Raw genomic sequence first — 18,590 nt, 5'->3', positions numbered from 1 at the left:
TACGGCCTAAAAGCATAGAATTTCTATTCTTCCTCCAAATTTATTTCAGGTAGTTTCTCTTCAGAAAAACTCTTGTCTTTTTTGGCAGCTGACGCAACCTCACTAGCTTTTTTTAAAAGCCCATCAAGCCCTTGTCTTGCCAAACGCTCATTTAACTGCTCTGGCGTATCTTTCACACCATCAAGATCGCTAAAATCATCAAATTCTTCATCGTCTTCTTTTTGGATCTTTATCTCGTAATCAAGCTTGCCATTAAGTCTAGCTAGCTCATCGCTTATCGCGGAACAAAAGACCTCAGTGTATCCTCTGTGAGCGCAGTTTTTGGCTATAAATTCACTCATCACGTTTAGGTGATTTATATAGTCATCTTGCAAGATATTTGCCTGTAAAAGCTCAAATTTTAAAAAGAGCCAGTAGGTGTTTAGTACGTCACTTTCGCAGTATTCGTTGATCTTATCAAGCTCGCCTGCGTAGTAAAGCTCAAGCACCTGATCGCCGTGCACGTCGTACTTGCCAGGTAAATTTAAGCTAGCGCAAAGCGTATCAAGCTTTAGCCCTCTTACGCTTCCAAAATCGCTTATAAAATCAAGCAGATCAAGGTGAAATTTAGGCGAATATCTGGCTCTATAGTTTTCCCATTTATTTTTATTTAGCTCTTTGTTTTCGCTCTCGTAATACGCCGCTGCATTTAGATTGTAGCGCATCGCACGCACCATTAGCATCGGCAGGTCAAAGCCACGGCCGTTAAAGCTAACTAGCCTTGGGTTATAGTCATTTATAAATTTTAAAAATTTAGCGATGATCTCGCGCTCATCCTTGCCCTCCATCGTGCTAACTTTTAAAAATTTGCCGTACTCATCAGCCATAACAGCAGAGATTGCGACTACTCTATGAAACATCACAGGCAAAAACCCACTCCCACTGGCCTCTTTTTGCAGCGCCATCGCTTGCACGCTCACATCTTCATCGCTCCCATCAATGCCATAAATTTTTCTTATCAAATTTGCATCAGGTATCGTTTCGCAGTCAAAGACACAGATGTAACTTTTCGCCATTTTAGCCCTTTTTTAAGCATTTTTTTTTAAAATCATACCAAAAATTTATATCTAAAGTGATCAATGCAAAACAAAAATCAACTAAAAATAGCCATTGTAAAGCTATCAGCACTTGGTGACATTGTCCATGCGGCGATAGTGCTTCAGTTTATCAAAAAGCACTATCCAAATGTCCATATCACGTGGCTGGTTGATGCTCGTTTCGCAAGTCTTTTAAAAGATCATCCGCTTATCGACGAGCTAGTCGTTTTACCGCTTAAACAAAGCTTTAAACAAAGCTACAAGATACTAAAAACCCTTGGTAAATTTGACAAAGTGATCGATCTGCAAGGACTTTTTAAATCGGCCGTCGTTGCAAAAATAATAGGCAAGCAAACTTATGGCTTTAGCAGAGAAAGTGTCAAAGAAAAGATCGCAGCTAGGCTTTATAGACATAAATTTAAAATTGATTACAACGAAAATATAATCATTAGAAATTTGGCACTTGTGGCTTTTGCTCTAAATTTCAGCTTTGAAGCAAGTGAAATTTTAGAAAAAGCGCCTTGCTTTGAAGCAAGTGAAATTTATAAAAATGAAAGTGGCAAAAAACGCGTTTTGATCGCTGCCTTTGCAAGCGAAGAGAGCAAAATTTATAACAAATTTAAAGATGTGATCAGGCTACTTGATGGATGCGAAATTTACCTTTGCTACGGAAGTGAGAGCGAAAAAGTAAGGGCTAAGGCGATCATCTCAGGCACCTCAGCAAAGCTACTTGAAAAACTTAGCATAAAAGAGATGATAAGCTTCATTGTAAGCTGTGACTTAGTAATTGGCAACGATAGTGGCCTAACACACCTTGCTTGGGCGATGAATAGGCCTTCTATCACACTTTTTGGTAACCGTCCAAGCCACAGAAATGCTTACATCACGGATAAAAATTTAGTTATAGATATGGGCAAGCAAATAGACGCGAGAGGTATCGACAAAAACGACTTTTGCATAAGAGAGATTTTTCCAGAAACGATTGCAAATTTTGCAAAAAGGCTGCTAAATGGATAGGTTCTATCTGGCTGGCTTTTATACTTTAAAATTTTTTATATTTTTACTGCCTAGCTCACTTAGAGATTTGCTCGCTAAATTTTTAGCTTTTTCGTATATGAAGCTTAATAAAAAGCGATTTCACGTCGTTATGACAAATTTAAATCTTGCATTTGGTGAGTCAAAAACCAAGGAAGAGAAGCTAGAGATCACTAAAAAATGTTACTACAACTTTGCAAAATATCTTGGTATAAATTTTATCCTCAATCAAAACACGACAAAGCAAAAAGTGCTTGAAAAAGTTAGTTTTAAAAATGAGCATAATCTGCTTGAAGCGCTTAAGCTTGATCGTCCGATTATCGTGACGACCGCGCATTTTGGGCAGTGGGAGCTTTTTAGCTTAGCAATGGCTGCTCGTTTTGGTGCAGTCTCAGTGCTTGGCAGAAGGCTTGATAGTAGCGTCATGGATAAAATTTTAAGAGCCAACAGATCACAGTTTAACGTGGAGCTGATAGACAAAGATGGCGGCGCAAAAGATATTTTAAAAGCGCTAAAAGCTAGGCGAATAGTGGGAATTTTAGTCGATCAAAATACCGCTCCAAAAGATGGCATAAAGGTGAAATTTTTTGACAAAGATGTGCTTCACACGCCAGCTGCGAGCGTGCTAGCTCAAAAAACAAACGCACTAATAATTAATGCATTTATCTATCAAAAAGATGAAAATATAAGTGAAATTTGCTTTTCGCCAGCCATTGATATAAATAAATTTGACAAAGAAGAGGCAGTGCAAAAAGTAACGCAAATACAGTGCAGCGCGTGCGAAGAGATGGTTAGAGCAAGGCCTGAGGAGTACTTTTGGTTTCACCAAAGGTTTAAGAGATTTTACGAAAATGAGTATAAATGCTAAGCGTTGTCATTTTGACTTGTAACAGCGAAAAATACCTAAAAGAGGTGCTAGAGAGCGCTAAATTTGCTGATGAGGTCATTGTGGTTGATAGCGGCTCAAAAGATAGCACAATGCAAATTTGTGATGGCTTTAGCAACGTGAGATTTCACGAGCAAGCTTGGCTGGGATTTGGCGCGCAAAAGCAAAAGGGCGTGGATCTAGCCAAAAATGAGTGGATCTTTGTGCTTGATAGTGATGAGGTGATCACGGATGAACTTAAAAACGAGATCATAGATACGCTAAAAGAGCCAAAATTTATGGCCTACAACGTAGCTAGGCTAAATTTTTTCTTTGGCAAAGCGATCAAAAATATGGGGCTCTATCCAGACTACACAGTGAGGCTTTTTAACAAAAATTTTGCCAAATTTGATGGCAGAGCTGTGCATGAAAAGGTCATTTTAAATGACGGCTCGCAAAAGCTTGGAGTGCTTAAAAATCACTTCTTGCACTATGCATATGAGAGTATCGAGCAGTTTATAGCTAAACAAAATCGCTACTCAAGCATGGGGGCAAAAAGGAATTTATTTAAAGCTCTAACAAGCCCAGCATGGACATTTTTTAAGCTTTATGTGCTAAAAGGCGGCTTTAAAGAGGGCTTTGCGGGCTATGTTATCGCTAGACTTTACGCTCAGTACACATTTTGGAAATATATAAAATGAAAATACTTGTAATTAAATTTAGAAATATCGGCGACGTACTTTTAACCACGCCGCTCATTGAAAATTTGCACCACTACTACCCAGACGCAACCATCGACTTTGCCTTAAACAAAGGCACAGAAGCGATGATCGAGGGAAATCCTTACATAAACAAAATCCACATTTACGATAGACAAAGTGCAAATTCTGGCTTTTTTAAAAAGCTAATTACTGAAATAAAATTTATAAAAGCCATCAAAAAAGAAAAATACGATATGGCCGTACAAACAACCACGGGAGACCGCGGCATCATCATCTCAAAATATGCAAAGATCAAAAAAATAGTAGGCTTTCTTGGCAAAAATCAATCAATAAATAAACTTCTAAACGTCAAAGCGAAATACTATGAAAATTTTTCACATACGATCGATCATAATCTAAACGCTTTAAGGGCTTTGGGATTTGAACCGGTTAGCAAAAAGGTGAGTGTATTTTCGGACGAGAGTGTGGAGCATCTAAATTTACCAAAACGCTTTGTGCATGTGCATCTAACAAGCCGCTGGATGTTTAAATGCGCAAACGACGAGAGTATGGCAGAGCTCATCGACTACTGCGAAAATGAGCTAAATGTAAAGGTCGTGCTAACAAGCGACAACAAAGAAAATGAGCTAAATAAGCTTGCAAGCGTGCTAAACATTTGCAAAAGCGAGCCTATAAATTTAGGTGGCAAGCTAAGCCTCAAACAAACGATCGCCCTATCAAAGCGTTCAAGCCTTTTTATCGGTGTTGATACCGCCATCATGCACATTGCTGCAGCAAATGACGTGCCAGTGATCGCTTTTTTTGGTCCAAGCAATGCTTTTGAGTGGGGGCCTTGGGATAACTCACTCATGGAAAATGGCTACACAGCGCAAAATGGCATCCAAAGTATGGGCAAACACATCGTCTATCAAAAAAACTGGGACTTTGTGCCTTGCGACAAAGAAGGTATAGCAAAGCATGGCATAGAAAAGACATTGATGGATTTTAGCGACGAAATGCCAAAAATAAAAGCCAAAATAAAAGAAATTTTAGGATAGGTAGATGAACATTCTTCACACGCAGACACTTTTTAACTGGGGTGGCGAGCAAAATAAGACGCTAAACGAGATGCGTTTTATGCGCGAGATGGGTCATAATGTCATACTTTTTTGCAACCCAAATTCTCAGATAGAAAGCATTGCAAAAGAAGAAGACTTTAGTGTTATAGCACAAGAGATGAATAAGAAAAATTTTCATAAAAGTGTACCAGTACTTTGCGAAGCGATAAGCTCAAACAAGATAGATATCGTAATCACACATGGCTCGACTGATAGCTGGGTCGGCGCCGTTGCTGGACTATTCTACCGATGCAAAGGCGTTAAATTTTATAAGGAAAGGCATAATCTTTTTCCTATAAAAGGCTTTGTTTCAAAACTAATGCACAAAAGACTATTTGATAAAATTTTATACATCTCAGATAGCGTCAAAGAGTACTTGTTAAGCATCGGCGTTAGCGAAGATAGGCTAGTTTTTATGCCAAGCACGGTTGATGTTGAAAAGATTGATAGCACAAAAAGCACTTTTAGAGATGAGTTTCATGTCGCAAAAGATGAGCTAGTCATCGGTACTTTCACCTCTCTTTACCGCAAAAAAGGCGTCTTTGACTTTGCAAGTGCCGCAAAAGAAATTTTAAAGTCAAAGGATGCGACTATTGTATTTTCTGGCAACATTAGCGACAGCACAAAAGAGCAGATCGCCTCTATGTTTGACGAAAAAGACAGGATCATCTTCACTGGCTTTAGAAATGACGCGGCAAATATCATAAAAGGCTTTGATATCTACGTCTTTGCATCGCACTCTGAGGGGCTTGGTACAGTCCTACTTGAAGCAATGAGCTCAAAAGTGCCAGTTGTAGTCTATGATAACGCGCCGATGAACGTGCTAGTTAAAGATAAAGAGCGTGGACTTTGTGCTAAAAATTTAGATGAAATTTCGCTAAAAGAGTGCATTTTGGAGCTGATAAATGAGCCTGAAAAAGCCAAAATTTACTCGCAAAACGCCTTTAAATTTGTGGATGAAAACTTTAGCCACAAGGCGCTAAAAGAGGCTATTAAAAATTTACTGGAGCAAAAATGAACTACCCAGTTTGCGTGCTAACGATGCACCACTGTAATAACAATGAAAATGACTTTGCCATTAAGCCAGAGCTATTTAGAAAAGCACTTCTTATGGCACTCGATGAGGGCTATAAATTTATAAACTACAGCCAGTTTAAAGATATTACTAGTAGCCGAGTAAAAGTCTCTAAAAAGAGTATTTTACTAACTTTTGATGATGGGTATTTTGATAACTATAAATTTGCATTTCCTATCCTAAAAGAGCTAAAAATTCCAGCTGTTTGCTTTTTGATAACAGATAAGATCAAAGATTTTAAAAGGCAAGACTACGACTTTGCATTTAAAAAACATAAAGAAATAGACTACGAAAAAGATGGTGAGTATTTTTTAAATTTAGACGAAATTAAAGAGATGCAAGAGAGCGGGCTTTTTGAGTTTGATAGCCATACAGCGAGCCACTTTTCTTGTAAAAGCAATGATGAAGAAAAATTAAGAGAGGAATTTTCTAGCTCGCTGGCTAAGATAAAAGAGCTATTTCCTGAAAAACAAGAATTTGGCTTTTGCTTTCCAAAAGGGCACTTTAACGAGCTTTCACTAAAAGTTGTAAGAGAGTATTATGACTTTGCTTTTAGTGTGATAGATGGCGGATTTTGCGTAGGAGATGATAAATTTAAGATAAGACGTATTGATATCTCAAACAATGCAAAGAGCGAGAGTGACTACATTTTTAGGGTTAAAAAGAAACTTTTTATCTATTCTACGCCGGTGCTAGGAAATTTATATTCAAATTTTAGAAATAGAGGCTATAAATAATGCTTGAAGCATTAAATGAGGCTTGTAAAGAAATTTTAAAAGATAAAAAACAAGCCTTAATCGCTCTCACTGGGCTTCACGGCAGTGGTAAAAGCACATTTGCAAAGCAAATTAGAAAAAATGGATTTAAAAACTTTAAACCTTATCAAATCGCTGTAATCGATGATGATGTAATGAGCCTAAATTTATTTATAGCTCGTCCAAAGATAAAAATCAAAAGCGATCATCAAGATGAGTTAAAGCCATTTTTTAAATTTATTATGCCGTTTGTAAAAGTCGTAATATACGTAAGCGCAAATCCACTTTTACGTATAAGTAAATGCGACATTCTTTGTATTTTAAATACTGATGAAAAAGCTCGAATCGCTGGAATTTATAAAAGAAATTCTAGTGACGATTTAATCAACACCCAAAAGCATATAAACAAAAAAGAGCTTGATCTAGCAGGCCTTGCATATAAAGTCAAGTTAGAATTTGACTTAAAAGTTGGAGCAAAAAATGAATAATCCCGTCTATGTAATATCATTAAAAAGAGATGAAGAGCGAAGGCAAAATTTACAAAGACAATTTAAAAGATATGATGAATTTAAAATAATAGATGCGGTTGATGCTAAAAATTTTAGTGTCAATGAGTATTACAGTGCCATGATAGATTGCTTATTAAAATCTTGTGATGAAGATTATAAATTTAAAATACCGCCATTAATTGCGACACCAGGTGAGCTAGCATGTACAATGTCACATATAAAAGCTTATGAGGATTTTTTACAAGGCGATGCGGAATTTACTTTAATATTAGAGGATGATGTTATTGGAAATGACGAACTAATAAATGAAGCCTTTTTGCTATGCAAAGATATAAGTAGTGATAGCATTTTGATATGCGGTGTGCAAGATGGATTAAATAGTAGATTTCGTGCTTTTGGCAAAAAAATAAAAGAAAATTTATATCTTATCTCACCATACTCATACGCTAGTATATATAGAACGGCTGCCTACATTCTAACAAGAAAGAGTGCAAAAGCTCTGCTTGATTTTTACAAAAATGGCCTTTACGGAGCCGATAAATGGGAGGCAATCTTAAAAAACACTGATATAAAAATGTACTTTAGCAACATCTTTTCTCATCCAGAGGAGCTAAATAGCTCTAGCTTGGAAATCCAAAGAAAGCAAAAAGAGAAGATAAATTCTCTTTTTAAAAAATCTAATAAAAATTTCTCATACAAAATTTCAAGATTTTACGAAAAACATATTGCTAAAAATGAGAGAATTTTTACAAAGTAAAAATTTCTCCTAAGATTTTAGTGTTGAATATAGTGAGCCTAAAAAGTCATTTTGATAGATAAATAGTGTCTTTTTTAGCCAACTTGCATCTTTTTTTACCGCTATTCGCCTTATATCATCAAGCACACCATCGGGTTTATTTATCCCACGCTTTGTTGTGAAAAATACCTCATAGCCAACGCTTTTTGCCACATTTTTTAGCTCATCATTAAATTTACCTCTTGGCCAGCAAAGAAGCTTGTCATCAAAGCCAAAATTTTTATACATAAATTCTTTGCACTTTGTAAAATTTTCTTTCATTTCACAAATACCAAAATAATCATCAAAATGCGTATAAGTATGCGAGTGAAAGTCAAAGCACTCTTTCATCTTTGCTATTTCCTCGTAGTTTAAAAATACATCTTCAGGTCTAGTTGGTGCAGCATTTTTGTATTCGTTATGATCTAGCTCTATAAACTCGCCACTTTTTCTACTCGCCTGCTCTATCCAGCCAGCAACTAAAAAAATAGTCGCTTTAAGATTAAATTCCTTGATAATAGGATATGCGTAAACAAAATTATCCTTCCAGCCATCATCAAATGTGATAAAGACACTCTTTTTAGGCACACTAAGCTCACCTTTTTTATATGCCACAAACTCGGCCGAACTTAGCGATTTGTAGCCATTTTGAGCCAAAAATTTCATCTGATCTCTAAACTCATCTACACTACTTGCAATAAACCCACTTTTTTTAAGCACATGATGATACATTAAAACTGTTACGCTCATTTTACAAGTTCCATATATAAATTTTGCGTGTTTTCTATCATTTTTTCGATACTAAAAACCTCTTTTACGTACTCTCTGCCAAACTCACCCATCTGCTTTCTTAAATTTTCATCCAAAATGAGCCTTTCAAGTACTTTTTTTAGCCCCTCTTTATCGCCATTTTGAAATAAAAATCCACTCTTTCCGTCGCTTACTGCTTCGCCAAGACCGCCTACATCGCTTCCGATGGTAGCTAGCTTGCACGAAGATGCTTCAAGCAACGCTCCACCGATAGCCTCCATCTCTGAAGGTAACACACAGATATCAAGAGAGCCCAAAAAATCGCTCACATCGGTTCTGCTGCCAAGCATAAAGATATTTTTTTTATCTTTTATATATTCGTGTAAATTTTTATTTTGCGGGCCATCACCTACAATAAAAAGGGCTGACTTTTCTAAATTTAACTCGCTAAATGCATCGATTAATAGCTTATGATTTTTAGCAGCTCTTAACACTGCAACGATGCAAATTCCAACTACGTCGTCATTTAAGCCAAATTCTTTTTTCATATTTATCTTAAATTCTGGCGTATATTTTTGCGTATCGATGCCAGTGTAGATTTTTAACACCTTCTCTTTTTTGACGCCTCTTTTGATAAGATCAGCGCAAACTGAGTCACAAACGCCGACCACTTTTGTGCTTAGGTTGTAAGGTAAGGACGATGTTATAGGCAGCTGTAAATGCCTAGTACGAACCACGCTAACGCCACAAATTTTGCCAACAATCGCTCCAATGGTGCCATCTTTACCTGAGTGAGTTGAGATGATTTTTATATTATTTTGCTTTACAAATTTGCAAATTTTTAAAATTTCAAAGATATTAAAAGACTTTTTGAGATTAAACTCAACGAATTCGCACTCGATCTGTTTCTCAAAGCTTTTTGAGCCAGGATTTAGCCCATAAAAAACTTTAAATTTGCTCTTATCTAGTCCATTTATTACACGCTGAGTGCGGTGTTCCTGTCCGCCAAATCCAAGAGAGCTTTCAAGCTCAAGTATATTTATCATTTTCTACTCTTTAAATTCTTTCATTTTTTTATTTGACAAAAAGCCATTTATTGTATTAAAGATTTTTAAAATTTTTGATACATTTTCGTACGATTTTATATTTTTTAGCACTTTAAGCAAAATTCTTTGTTTTAATCTAAGCTTTGAAAAACCAGCTGAGCTTATGATGCTATCAATATCTGCATAAAAAAGATCAAGTGCCTTTACATAGCTACTATTTTTTAGATTTGGTCTTGCCAAAATAGCTGGCATATAGACGCTTTTTATCTTTCTAAGCTCTAGATCTGGCACCATTTCAAGAGCTAAATTTTTGTTTTTTAAAATTGAGATTATGTCATCATAAACAAATTTATGATCCATCACAGCTTTTAATTTTTCAAAGCCAGCAGTGTTGTTATCTCCTATCTTATAGCAATAAAAAGCCTTATTTAGCTTTACAAGAGTTTTTGAAGCGATAACATTTCTCACTACAGTATGAAAATCTTCAGCTTGCGTGATCCCAACTGGAAATAAATTTTCTTTTAAAATTTTAGTCCTAATCGCCTTGTTTGCCGCATTATGCAAGACTTTGTTGTGCCTTGAGGCCAAAAGCCTTTTTAGATACTCGTTTTTATCGATTACGCCATCCTCTTTTGTCTCAAAATCCTTCAGAGGGAGCTTTTTATGACCATAAACTTTACACATATCTGTTATCACTATGTCGGCATCAAATTTTTCTGCGATATCATAAACGCATGAAGCATAATCTTTTTCCACATAGTCATCAGCATCTACGCAGATAGTATATTTGCCACTAGCTAGCAATATACCGTCATTTCTGGCAGCACTAACACCAGCATTGCTCTTTGTTTTTAATATTATTTTATCTTTATATTCTTCTAATATTTCTAGCGTATTATCAGTACTTCCATCATTAATAACTATAATCTCAATATCATCCATGTCTTGAGATATAAGCGAATTTAAACAATCCCTAATGTGCTCTTTTTTGTTAAAAACAGGCACTACAAAGCTTATTTTCACATCAGGCACGATACTTCCTTTTAATTTTTGTTTAATTGTATATTATTTTTAGTTTAGCAATGATAAAATGTCCACTTAAAATTTAAAGGATCTGCATGAAAAACGACATTGCCTCTAAGCTCTACAATCTCTTTTTAGTTATTGTCTTATTTACACTGCCAGTAACTGAGGGTTTAAAACAAATTTCACTTACACTTTTTGTCTTGGTTGGAATTTATATTTGCGTCAAAGAAAAAAAGCAATTTAAATTTGATCTCATAAATATCTCGCTTTTTATCTTTGTTTTGGCTACTTTTATAAGCTGCTTGATAAATGGAGTTTCTGCATCAAGAGCGCTTGATCCGCTAAGGTGTATGCTATTTTTCTTTGTAGCCAGAAGTGTTGGCATAGAAAAAATAAATTTTAAAATTTTATTTTTTGCCTTATTTGCTGGTTTGATTGCTGCATTTATCCCTGCTTGTGTAGAAAAATTCACTTCAAATGATCCTTTAGCACTTTTTGAGCTTAAATCAATAGGACACGTAAATCATAGCGCTATTTTTATGCTGCTAGTTTTTTGTGTAGCATTAGTTTCGATAAATAGCAAAGAAATTTTTGAAAAGTATATAGGCATAAGTGTTGCCGGAATTTGCGTCCTTGGAATAATGATAGCTGGCTCTAGAGCTACAATGTATCTTTTACCAATCATTATTTTTACTTACTTGCTTTTTGAAATTTTAAATAAACAGATAAAAATAAAATTTTTATTAGGCTTGATAATTTTGTTTAGCATAATAGCTATTTCTTATATATATATATCAACGAATATTACTCAAGATCAAAGATTCTATAGTCAACTAACAAAGGGGGTCACTGGATCAGAGACTAGATATCCAATCTTTGCTAGCGCATTTTATACATGGTTAGAATGTCCTTTATTTGGGATAGGTTCTGGTGAATTTAGGATTATTGATATAACAAAATATTTTCCAGGCAATGTTGAAGTTCATGTTGGTCACGCACACAATACCTTTTTAACATTTTTAACAGAAAAGGGCATCGTTGCCTTGCTTTCATATTTGGTGTTTCAACTATCACTCTTTATAAAATTCATTAAAAATTTTAGACAAAATAGCATAGTTTTTCTTGCACTTTTAATGCTTATGGCTAATAATATAATTTCACTTGCAAATACAACATTTCACCATGAAAATGCCCTTTTAATGCTACTATTTTGGGCTCTGGCTTTAAGCACCATAGATAAGAAAGCAACATCAAAAATTAGTTAATACCACACTGTATATCAACCGTTTCAAATTTTATAAAGAAATGGTTGAGCCAAATTTTTACTTTTTCTTCATTTCCTCAAGCTCTTGTGCTAGAAATTCTCCAGTGTAGCTACCAGTTTTTTTATAATTTTTAGCTACTTCTTTTACACTGCCGCACGCTATCACTTTACCGCCCTTTGCGCCGCCTTCTGGCCCCATATCAACGATGTAGTCGCAGTTTTTGATGACATCCATATTATGCTCGATCACAAAAACTGAATTTCCAAGATCAACTAAGTGATTTAGCACCTTTACAAGCCTATCGACATCGGCAAAATGAAGTCCAGTCGTTGGCTCATCAAGGATATAAAGCGTATTTCCGGTATCACTTCTACTAAGCTCTTTTGCTAGCTTCACGCGCTGCGCCTCGCCGCCACTAAGTGTGACTGCATTTTGTCCAAGCGTTATGTAGCCAAGCCCCACGTCTTGCAGCGTGGTGAGCTTTGAAGCGATCTTTGGCACAGCTTTGAAAAACTCAACCGCCTCATCTATGCTCATATTTAGCACTTCGGCGATATTTTTGCCTTTGTATAAAATTTCCAAGGTCTGAGCGTTATATCTAGCGCCATTACAAACGTCACAAACCACGTTGATATCAGGCAAAAAGTGCATCTCTATCGTGATCTCACCCTCGCCTTGGCACTTCTCGCAGCGCCCACCTTTGACATTGAAGCTAAAGCGCCCTATTTTATAGCCTCTAAGCTTGGCCTCTTTAGTCTGCGCAAATAAATTTCTTATCTCATCCATCACACCAGTGTATGTCGCTGGATTTGAGCGTGGAGTGCGGCCTATCGGGCTTTGATCGAGGTATATGACCTTGTCTAAATTCTCAAGTCCGCTTAAATTTACCCCAGCTATTTTTTTCACTTTTTTAGCTCTATTTAGCTGCTCCTGCGCCTCTGGAAGCAAGGTCTGAAGCACTAGCGAGCTCTTGCCAGATCCTGAGACACCAGTGATGCCAACAAGGTTTCTAAGCGGAAATTTAGCGGTTAAATTTGAGATATTGTTGATATTTACATTTGAAATTTCAAGCCACTTCTCAGCTTTTCTATTTTTTTGATAGTCGATCTTTTTTTTGCCATTTATGTATTGTGCAGTCTGAGTGTCTGAGCTTAAAAGCTCTTTTGCCGTGCCTGCAAAGACCACGCTACCGCCAAATTTACCAGCTCCAGGGCCGATATCTACGATATAGTCAGCCTCCTCTATCGTCTTTTTATCATGCTCAACGACGATCACGGAGTTGCCTTTGGCTTGTAAATTTCTAAGCGTCTTTATGAGTTTTAGTGTATCTCGCTCGTGTAGGCCAATACTTGGCTCATCAAGCACGTACATGACGCCACTTAGCCCACTTCCTATCTGGCTTGCGATCCTGATGCGCTGTGCCTCGCCGCCGCTGATCGTCCTAGCATCACGCCCAAGCGACAAGTAGCCAAGTCCCACGTCGTACAAAAAGAAAAGCCTCTCATTAATCTCTTTTAAGATAGGCTTTGCGATCGCCTTATCATAGTCGCTAAGATAGGCAAAATTTTTCTCGTTCGAGAAAAAAGCGGTGCAGTTTTCTATACTCATATCTAAAATTTCACCAAGTCCAAGGCCAGCGACCTTGACCGCTAGACTTTGAGGCTTTAGCCTGTGACCATTACAAGCATCACAAATTTTCTCACTCATGTATTCGTCAAAGTCTTTGTAATCCTTCAAAAGCCCATGTGAAATTTTAACCACTCCATCAAATTTTCTAAGCAGTTTATTTCGCTTCCAAAAGAACTCAACATCCTTGACGTTGCCGTATAAAACGAGTCTTTTTTCATCTTCGCTAAGCTCATAATAAGGCTTTTTAGTATCGATGCCATTTTGCTCACAAAAAGCAAGTAAAAATTTATAGTAATAGCTCATGTTGTAGCCGTAAAGTAGCTTGATCGCTCCATTTTCTATCGACTTTTCTTCGTCAATGATCTTGCTCATATCTAGGCTATATCTTATACCAAGTCCGTCGCAGTGCTCGCAAGCGCCCTTTGGCGAGTTAAAGCTAAAGCTTAGTGGCTCAAGCGGCGTAAATGAAATTTTACAATCAAAACAAGCCATGTGCTCGCTGTAATGTATAAAGCTCTCTTTTAAGCCCAGCTCATCAGCGTTTGCGATCTCTATCTCGACCTCGCCAAAACTCTCATTTAGCGCCTTTTCTACGTCACTTGCAAGGCGTTCGTGATTTTGCTCATCGATAGCGATCCTATCAACGATGACCTTGATCGTGTGTTTTTTCGTTTTTGCAAGCTCGATCTCCTCATCAAGCCTCACTACCACGCCATCTATCTGCGCTCTCACAAAGCCTTTTTGACGTAAATTTTCGATCAAATCCGCCCATGTGCCCTTTTTCTCACGCACTAGCGGCGCATAAATGATCACCTTTGAACCAAGCGGGAGCTTTGAAATTTCATTTATGATATCGCTTGCACTCATCTTTGAGATAGGTTTGCCACATTTATGGCAGTGCTGCACGCCCACTCTTGCGTATAAAAGCCTTAGATAGTCATAAATTTCAGTGATCGTGCCAACCGTTGAGCGAGGGTTTTTTGAAGTCGTCTTTTGATCGATCGCGATAGCAGGCGTTAAACCCTCGATCTTATCAACATCAGGCTTGCCAACGCGATCTAGAAACTGCCTAGCGTAACTACTAAGGCTCTCCATGTATCTTCTTTGCCCCTCAGCATAGAGCGTATCAAAGGCTAGCGTGCTCTTGCCGCTTCCGCTAAGACCAGTAAAAACTACTAATTTATTTTTAGGAATTTTAAGATTTATATTTTTTAAGTTATGTTCTCTTGCACCAGTTATTTCAATAATATCGTTCATTAAATTTATACAACCTTTTTAAAATTTTAATCTGTAAATTTAGTCTAAAAGTGATAAAAGATTTATAAAGTAGTTTTTCTAAAATTTAAGATCGTAGTTAAATTTAAGGGCTTATTTATATCATTTTCAGCTTTTTTTGATATTCTACGCCAAATTTTAATCTAAGGAGAAAAAATGTCTGTAAAAATAACTGATATATGCATAAGCTGTGGTTCATGCATTGATGAATGCCCAGTTTCAGCTATCGTTGATGATAGCGACAACCCAACTGGAGCAGATACATACTATGTTTATTCAAACAAATGCGTTGAGTGCGTAGGCTACAACGATGAGCCAGCCTGTGCATCTGCCTGTCCAACTGACGGTTGTATCGTATGGGACGCTGTTGTAGCAGGACAACCTTCGCGCGATCAGATCGGTGCTGATGCACGCAATGGCTCTATTCCAGTTATTCAATAAATTTATATTTATAAATTTTAGGCTCAATTTGAGCCTATTTTATTTTTAAGCTTTATTTGATATAATTGCCAACTTCAATTTAAATAACCTAGATTTAAGGAAAAATTTATGCAAAGAACACTTTCTATTATTAAGCCTGATGCTGTTAAGAAAAATGTTGTTGGAAAAATTATAGATAGATTTGAAAGTAACGGCCTAAGGATCGCAGCTACAAAGAAAATTCAACTTAGCAAATGCGATGCAAAAGCATTTTATGCAGTTCATAAAGATAGACCTTTCTTCAACGATCTAGTCGAATTTATGATAAGCGGGCCAGTTGTGGTTATGGTTTTAGAGGGCGAAAATGCAGTTGCTAAAAACCGCGAGCTAATGGGTGCAACTAACCCAAAAGAAGCAACTCCTGGTACGATAAGAGCTGATTTTGCCGATAGTATTGATGCAAATGCAGTTCACGGAAGTGACAGCCTAGAAAATGCTGTGAATGAGATAAATTTCTTCTTTGCTTCAAGAGAAATTTGCTAACTTTAGGTCAAGAAAATTGATTATATCTTTTTCTAAAATAGCAAACAAAGATATAAGCTTTGAACTAGTAGGAAATGATAATTTAGTTTTTATTGGAATTTTAAAAAGGAAAGACCCTTTTTTGGTAAAATGCCAAGGCAAAATAAAAGGGAATATAAATTATGTTTGCGATCGATGTGGTGAAGCATTTATGTTGCCTATCGATCAAGATGTAGAGCTAAATTTAAGTGACGGTATTTATAAAGATAGCGAAAATGAGCTTAGCGATACGATGGAATTTTTTGATGGCAATATTGATTTAAAAGAAGTCTTTGAGAGTGAGTTAGAAGCTTTTAAAAGCGATTATTTCTATTGTGAAAAATGTAAAAATTTATAAAGGAGAGTAAAAATGGCAGTACCAAAGCGAAGAGTGAGTCATTCTCGTGCAGCAAAACGCAGAACACATTATAAAGTTACACTTCCAGTACCTGTAAAAGACAAAGATGGTTCTTGGAAAATGCCTCACCGTATAAACAAAACTACAGGTGAATATTAAAATATGATTCGCATTGCTATCGATGCTATGGGTGGTGATTTTGGTGCAGATCCTATAATATCTGGTGTTATTGAAGCACTAAAAGAGACAGAATTTAAAGCTGTATTAGTTGGCGATAGCAATGTCATCAAACCACTCATTCCACAGTCTTATTTAAAAAATATCGAATTTTTAGAAGCTAGCGAAGTTATCTCAATGGCAGATGGCGCAACTGATGCGCTTAAAAGAAAAGATAGTACGATCTACAAAGCAATTGAACTCTTAAAAAACAAGGAAGTTGATGCCGTAGTTTCTGCCGGTCATAGTGGTGCAACTATGAGTTTAGCTACCCTAAGAATTGGTAGACTAAAAAATATTTCTCGCCCAGCAATTGCAACACTTATGCCAAATTCAAAAGAATCTGCGACTTTGGTTTTAGATGTTGGTGCAAATGTTGATTGTAGAAGCGAGCATTTGTTTCAATTTGCCATAATGGGTGAAGCCTATGCAAAAGAAATTTTAGGTAGAAAAGAGCCAAAAGTTGGTCTCTTGTCAAATGGCGAAGAAGAGAGCAAAGGCAATGAAGTTAGCAAAGAAGCATTTAAATTAGTTTCTAGGCTTGATAGCTTTGTTGGTAATGCAGAAGGCAATCAAATTTTTGATGGTAGTATCGATGTAATGGTTTGTGATGGCTTTATGGGAAATATTCTTTTAAAAACTAGCGAAGGCGTTGCAGATGCTATAGGTAAAATTATCAAAAAACAAATTAAAAAATCACCTCTTGCTATAGCTGGCTCTGTACTCATGAGAAAAGTTTTTAAAACGCTCAAAAAACAGGTTAGCTATGACGAATATGGTGGTGCACCACTTCTTGGTGTAAATGGTTGCGTTATCATAAGTCACGGCAAAAGTAATTCAAAAGCTATAAAGAATGCAATTTTTCAAGCAATAAAATTTGCTAATTCAAATATAAATAAAGTTATCGAAGAAGAACTTTCGCACTTTGCAAGGTAAAATATGCCAAAAGCTTCACTGATTTCTATCGCTTCTTACATTCCAGAAAAAATTCTAACAAATTTTGACTTTGAGAAGATGGTTGAAACAAGTGACGAATGGATAGTAAAGCGAACAGGTATCGAACAAAGGCATATTGCAACTAACGAAACAACAAGTGACCTTGGTACAAAAGCTGGTGAATTAGCCATAAAACGCTCAGGACTTGATAAATCTCAAATCGATGCAATCATCTGTGCTACGATATCTCCAGATCATCTTTGTATGCCATCTACTGCTTGCAAAATAGCTGCAAATTTGGGTTTAAACTATGGAGTTACAGCATTTGATATAAGTGCGGCTTGTACAGGTTTTATTTATCTTTTAGAGCTTGCAAATTCTCTCATTGTTAGCGGTGCCAAAAAAAACGTATTAATTATTGGAGCCGAAAAATTAAGCTCTATTGTTGACTATACAGATAGAGGCACTTGTATACTATTTGGTGATGGGGCAGGTGCGGCTGTAATTAGTAGTGGCAATGAAAATGAGATCATTGATATCCATACAGCAAGTGACGGTAAGCAAGCTGAACTTTTAATAACTCCAGGATGTGGGAGTGTATTTCCAGCCAGTGAGGAAACACTAAAAAATAGACTAAATTTCATCCATATGAGTGGAAATGAAGTTTTTAAAATAGCAGTTCAAACACTTAGCAAAAGCGTAATAGAAATTCTGCATGCAAATAAAATGCAAAGCGAAGATATTGATTTTTTCATACCTCATCAAGCGAATATAAGAATAATAGATGCAGTAAAAAATAGATTAAATTTTAAAGATGAGCAATGTGTCTTGACTGTTGCTAAATATGGTAATACAAGCTCTGCTTCAATTCCGATGGCTATAAATGATGCCTATGAAGACGGTCGTATCAAAAATGGTTCAGTTTTGCTTCTTGACGCATTTGGTGGCGGCTTTACATGGGGATCAGCGATACTAAAATTTGGCGGAAAAAATTTTAGCGATTTATAATAATTTCAGAAAGTAATCTTCTAAATTTTTAGTAACACTTTTACTAATTTTTTCAAATACTCATCAATAAATCTTTAAAAATTCAAATTTTTAACACTTTTAACAAAAATCCATTTTTTGTTTTTACTAATAACACTAAATTTACTAAACAAAAATTTTTAAAATATGTTTAAACTAAATTTAATTTTGAA

Annotated in this window: 20 protein-coding genes; 15 read left to right on the top strand and 5 right to left on the bottom strand. The window is 36.3% G+C overall.

Annotated features, from left to right (window positions below; translation table 11 throughout):
* Positions 1-23 precede the first annotated feature (23 nt).
* On the bottom strand, positions 24-1,055 hold the full coding sequence (locus F3G66_RS04560) for a 3'-5' exonuclease (RefSeq protein WP_149707295.1): 1,032 nt from the start codon (positions 1,053-1,055) through the stop codon (positions 24-26).
* A 63-nt stretch (positions 1,056-1,118) separates the two neighbouring features.
* Between F3G66_RS04560 and waaC the strand changes: the two genes are divergently transcribed.
* The 8 genes from waaC to F3G66_RS04520 are packed head-to-tail and all read left to right on the top strand — an operon-like array spanning position 1,119 to position 7,891.
* Positions 1,119-2,093 carry a lipopolysaccharide heptosyltransferase I gene (gene waaC, locus F3G66_RS04555; RefSeq protein ID WP_149707294.1) on the top strand — a complete coding sequence of 325 codons (975 nt, stop codon included), beginning with the start codon at positions 1,119-1,121 and terminating at the stop codon, positions 2,091-2,093.
* Entirely contained in the window at positions 2,086-2,979 is an 894-nt protein-coding gene (locus tag F3G66_RS04550; protein WP_149707293.1) for a lipid A biosynthesis lauroyl acyltransferase, read from the top strand. Before waaC ends, F3G66_RS04550 begins: the two co-directional genes overlap by 8 nt.
* Positions 2,973-3,677, top strand: a complete 705-nt coding sequence (locus F3G66_RS04545; RefSeq protein WP_149707292.1) for a glycosyltransferase family 2 protein — start codon at positions 2,973-2,975, stop codon at positions 3,675-3,677. The genes F3G66_RS04550 and F3G66_RS04545 overlap by 7 nt, the downstream gene beginning before the upstream one ends.
* Positions 3,674-4,735, top strand: coding sequence for a putative lipopolysaccharide heptosyltransferase III (rfaQ, locus tag F3G66_RS04540; RefSeq protein ID WP_149707291.1), 1,062 nt, complete (start codon positions 3,674-3,676; stop codon positions 4,733-4,735). The genes F3G66_RS04545 and rfaQ overlap by 4 nt, the downstream gene beginning before the upstream one ends.
* A gap of 4 nt (positions 4,736-4,739) precedes the next feature.
* Positions 4,740-5,813: a glycosyltransferase family 4 protein gene (locus F3G66_RS04535; RefSeq protein WP_149707290.1), complete on the top strand. Its 1,074-nt coding sequence runs from the start codon at positions 4,740-4,742 to the stop codon at positions 5,811-5,813.
* Positions 5,810-6,607 carry a polysaccharide deacetylase family protein gene (locus F3G66_RS04530; protein ID WP_149707289.1) on the top strand — a complete coding sequence of 266 codons (798 nt, stop codon included), beginning with the start codon at positions 5,810-5,812 and terminating at the stop codon, positions 6,605-6,607. Before F3G66_RS04535 ends, F3G66_RS04530 begins: the two co-directional genes overlap by 4 nt.
* Complete coding sequence (locus tag F3G66_RS04525) at positions 6,607-7,113, top strand: nucleoside/nucleotide kinase family protein (RefSeq protein WP_149707288.1); 507 nt, start codon at positions 6,607-6,609, stop codon at positions 7,111-7,113. The genes F3G66_RS04530 and F3G66_RS04525 overlap by 1 nt, the downstream gene beginning before the upstream one ends.
* Positions 7,106-7,891 (top strand): glycosyltransferase family 25 protein, encoded by a 786-nt coding sequence (locus F3G66_RS04520; protein WP_149707287.1) that lies wholly within the window; start codon positions 7,106-7,108, stop codon positions 7,889-7,891. The genes F3G66_RS04525 and F3G66_RS04520 overlap by 8 nt, the downstream gene beginning before the upstream one ends.
* A gap of 9 nt (positions 7,892-7,900) precedes the next feature.
* Here F3G66_RS04520 and F3G66_RS04515 read toward each other — a convergent pair whose 3' ends face one another.
* The 3 genes from F3G66_RS04515 to F3G66_RS04505 are packed head-to-tail and all read right to left on the bottom strand — an operon-like array spanning position 7,901 to position 10,737.
* Positions 7,901-8,659, bottom strand: coding sequence for a polysaccharide deacetylase family protein (locus tag F3G66_RS04515; RefSeq protein ID WP_149707286.1), 759 nt, complete (start codon positions 8,657-8,659; stop codon positions 7,901-7,903).
* On the bottom strand, positions 8,656-9,705 hold the full coding sequence (locus F3G66_RS04510; protein WP_149707285.1) for a glycosyltransferase family 4 protein: 1,050 nt from the start codon (positions 9,703-9,705) through the stop codon (positions 8,656-8,658). Before F3G66_RS04510 ends, F3G66_RS04515 begins: the two co-directional genes overlap by 4 nt.
* Positions 9,706-9,708: 3 nt before the next feature.
* A complete protein-coding gene (locus F3G66_RS04505) occupies positions 9,709-10,737 on the bottom strand; it encodes a glycosyltransferase family 2 protein (RefSeq protein ID WP_188115826.1) in 1,029 nt (342 codons plus the stop codon).
* Positions 10,738-11,033: 296 nt separating this feature from the next.
* Between F3G66_RS04505 and F3G66_RS04500 the strand changes: the two genes are divergently transcribed.
* Entirely contained in the window at positions 11,034-11,996 is a 963-nt protein-coding gene (locus F3G66_RS04500) for an O-antigen ligase family protein (RefSeq protein ID WP_223154215.1), read from the top strand.
* Between the two features lie 57 nt (positions 11,997-12,053).
* Here the strand turns inward: F3G66_RS04500 and uvrA are convergent, their stop codons facing one another.
* Positions 12,054-14,882 (bottom strand): excinuclease ABC subunit UvrA, encoded by a 2,829-nt coding sequence (gene uvrA, locus F3G66_RS04495; protein WP_149707283.1) that lies wholly within the window; start codon positions 14,880-14,882, stop codon positions 12,054-12,056.
* A gap of 174 nt (positions 14,883-15,056) precedes the next feature.
* On the opposite strand from uvrA, the gene F3G66_RS04490 reads away from it, so the two are divergent.
* The 6 genes from F3G66_RS04490 (at position 15,057) to F3G66_RS04465 (ending at position 18,399) form a co-directional block, all read left to right on the top strand.
* Positions 15,057-15,341: an NADH-quinone oxidoreductase subunit I gene (locus F3G66_RS04490; RefSeq protein WP_021091598.1), complete on the top strand. Its 285-nt coding sequence runs from the start codon at positions 15,057-15,059 to the stop codon at positions 15,339-15,341.
* 108 nt (positions 15,342-15,449) lie between these two features.
* Positions 15,450-15,863, top strand: coding sequence for a nucleoside-diphosphate kinase (gene ndk / locus F3G66_RS04485; RefSeq protein ID WP_084041293.1), 414 nt, complete (start codon positions 15,450-15,452; stop codon positions 15,861-15,863).
* 16 nt (positions 15,864-15,879) lie between these two features.
* The gene (locus F3G66_RS04480; RefSeq protein ID WP_084041312.1) at positions 15,880-16,239 is read left to right on the top strand and encodes a DUF177 domain-containing protein; all 360 of its coding nucleotides are present in this window, start codon (positions 15,880-15,882) and stop codon (positions 16,237-16,239) included.
* A gap of 12 nt (positions 16,240-16,251) precedes the next feature.
* Positions 16,252-16,398, top strand: a complete 147-nt coding sequence (rpmF, locus tag F3G66_RS04475) for a 50S ribosomal protein L32 (RefSeq protein ID WP_002942540.1) — start codon at positions 16,252-16,254, stop codon at positions 16,396-16,398.
* 3 nt (positions 16,399-16,401) lie between these two features.
* Positions 16,402-17,391 (top strand): phosphate acyltransferase PlsX, encoded by a 990-nt coding sequence (plsX, locus tag F3G66_RS04470; RefSeq protein WP_084041292.1) that lies wholly within the window; start codon positions 16,402-16,404, stop codon positions 17,389-17,391.
* 3 nt (positions 17,392-17,394) lie between these two features.
* Positions 17,395-18,399, top strand: a complete 1,005-nt coding sequence (locus tag F3G66_RS04465; RefSeq protein WP_149707282.1) for a beta-ketoacyl-ACP synthase III — start codon at positions 17,395-17,397, stop codon at positions 18,397-18,399.
* Positions 18,400-18,590: the final 191 nt, after the last annotated feature.

Source organism: Campylobacter concisus, from assembly GCF_902460665.1.
GTDB classification, from domain to species: Bacteria; Campylobacterota; Campylobacteria; order Campylobacterales; family Campylobacteraceae; genus Campylobacter_A; species Campylobacter_A concisus_AL.
Note: the sequence above shows the minus strand (reverse complement) of the source record. Positions and strands in the feature narration are given on the sequence as shown.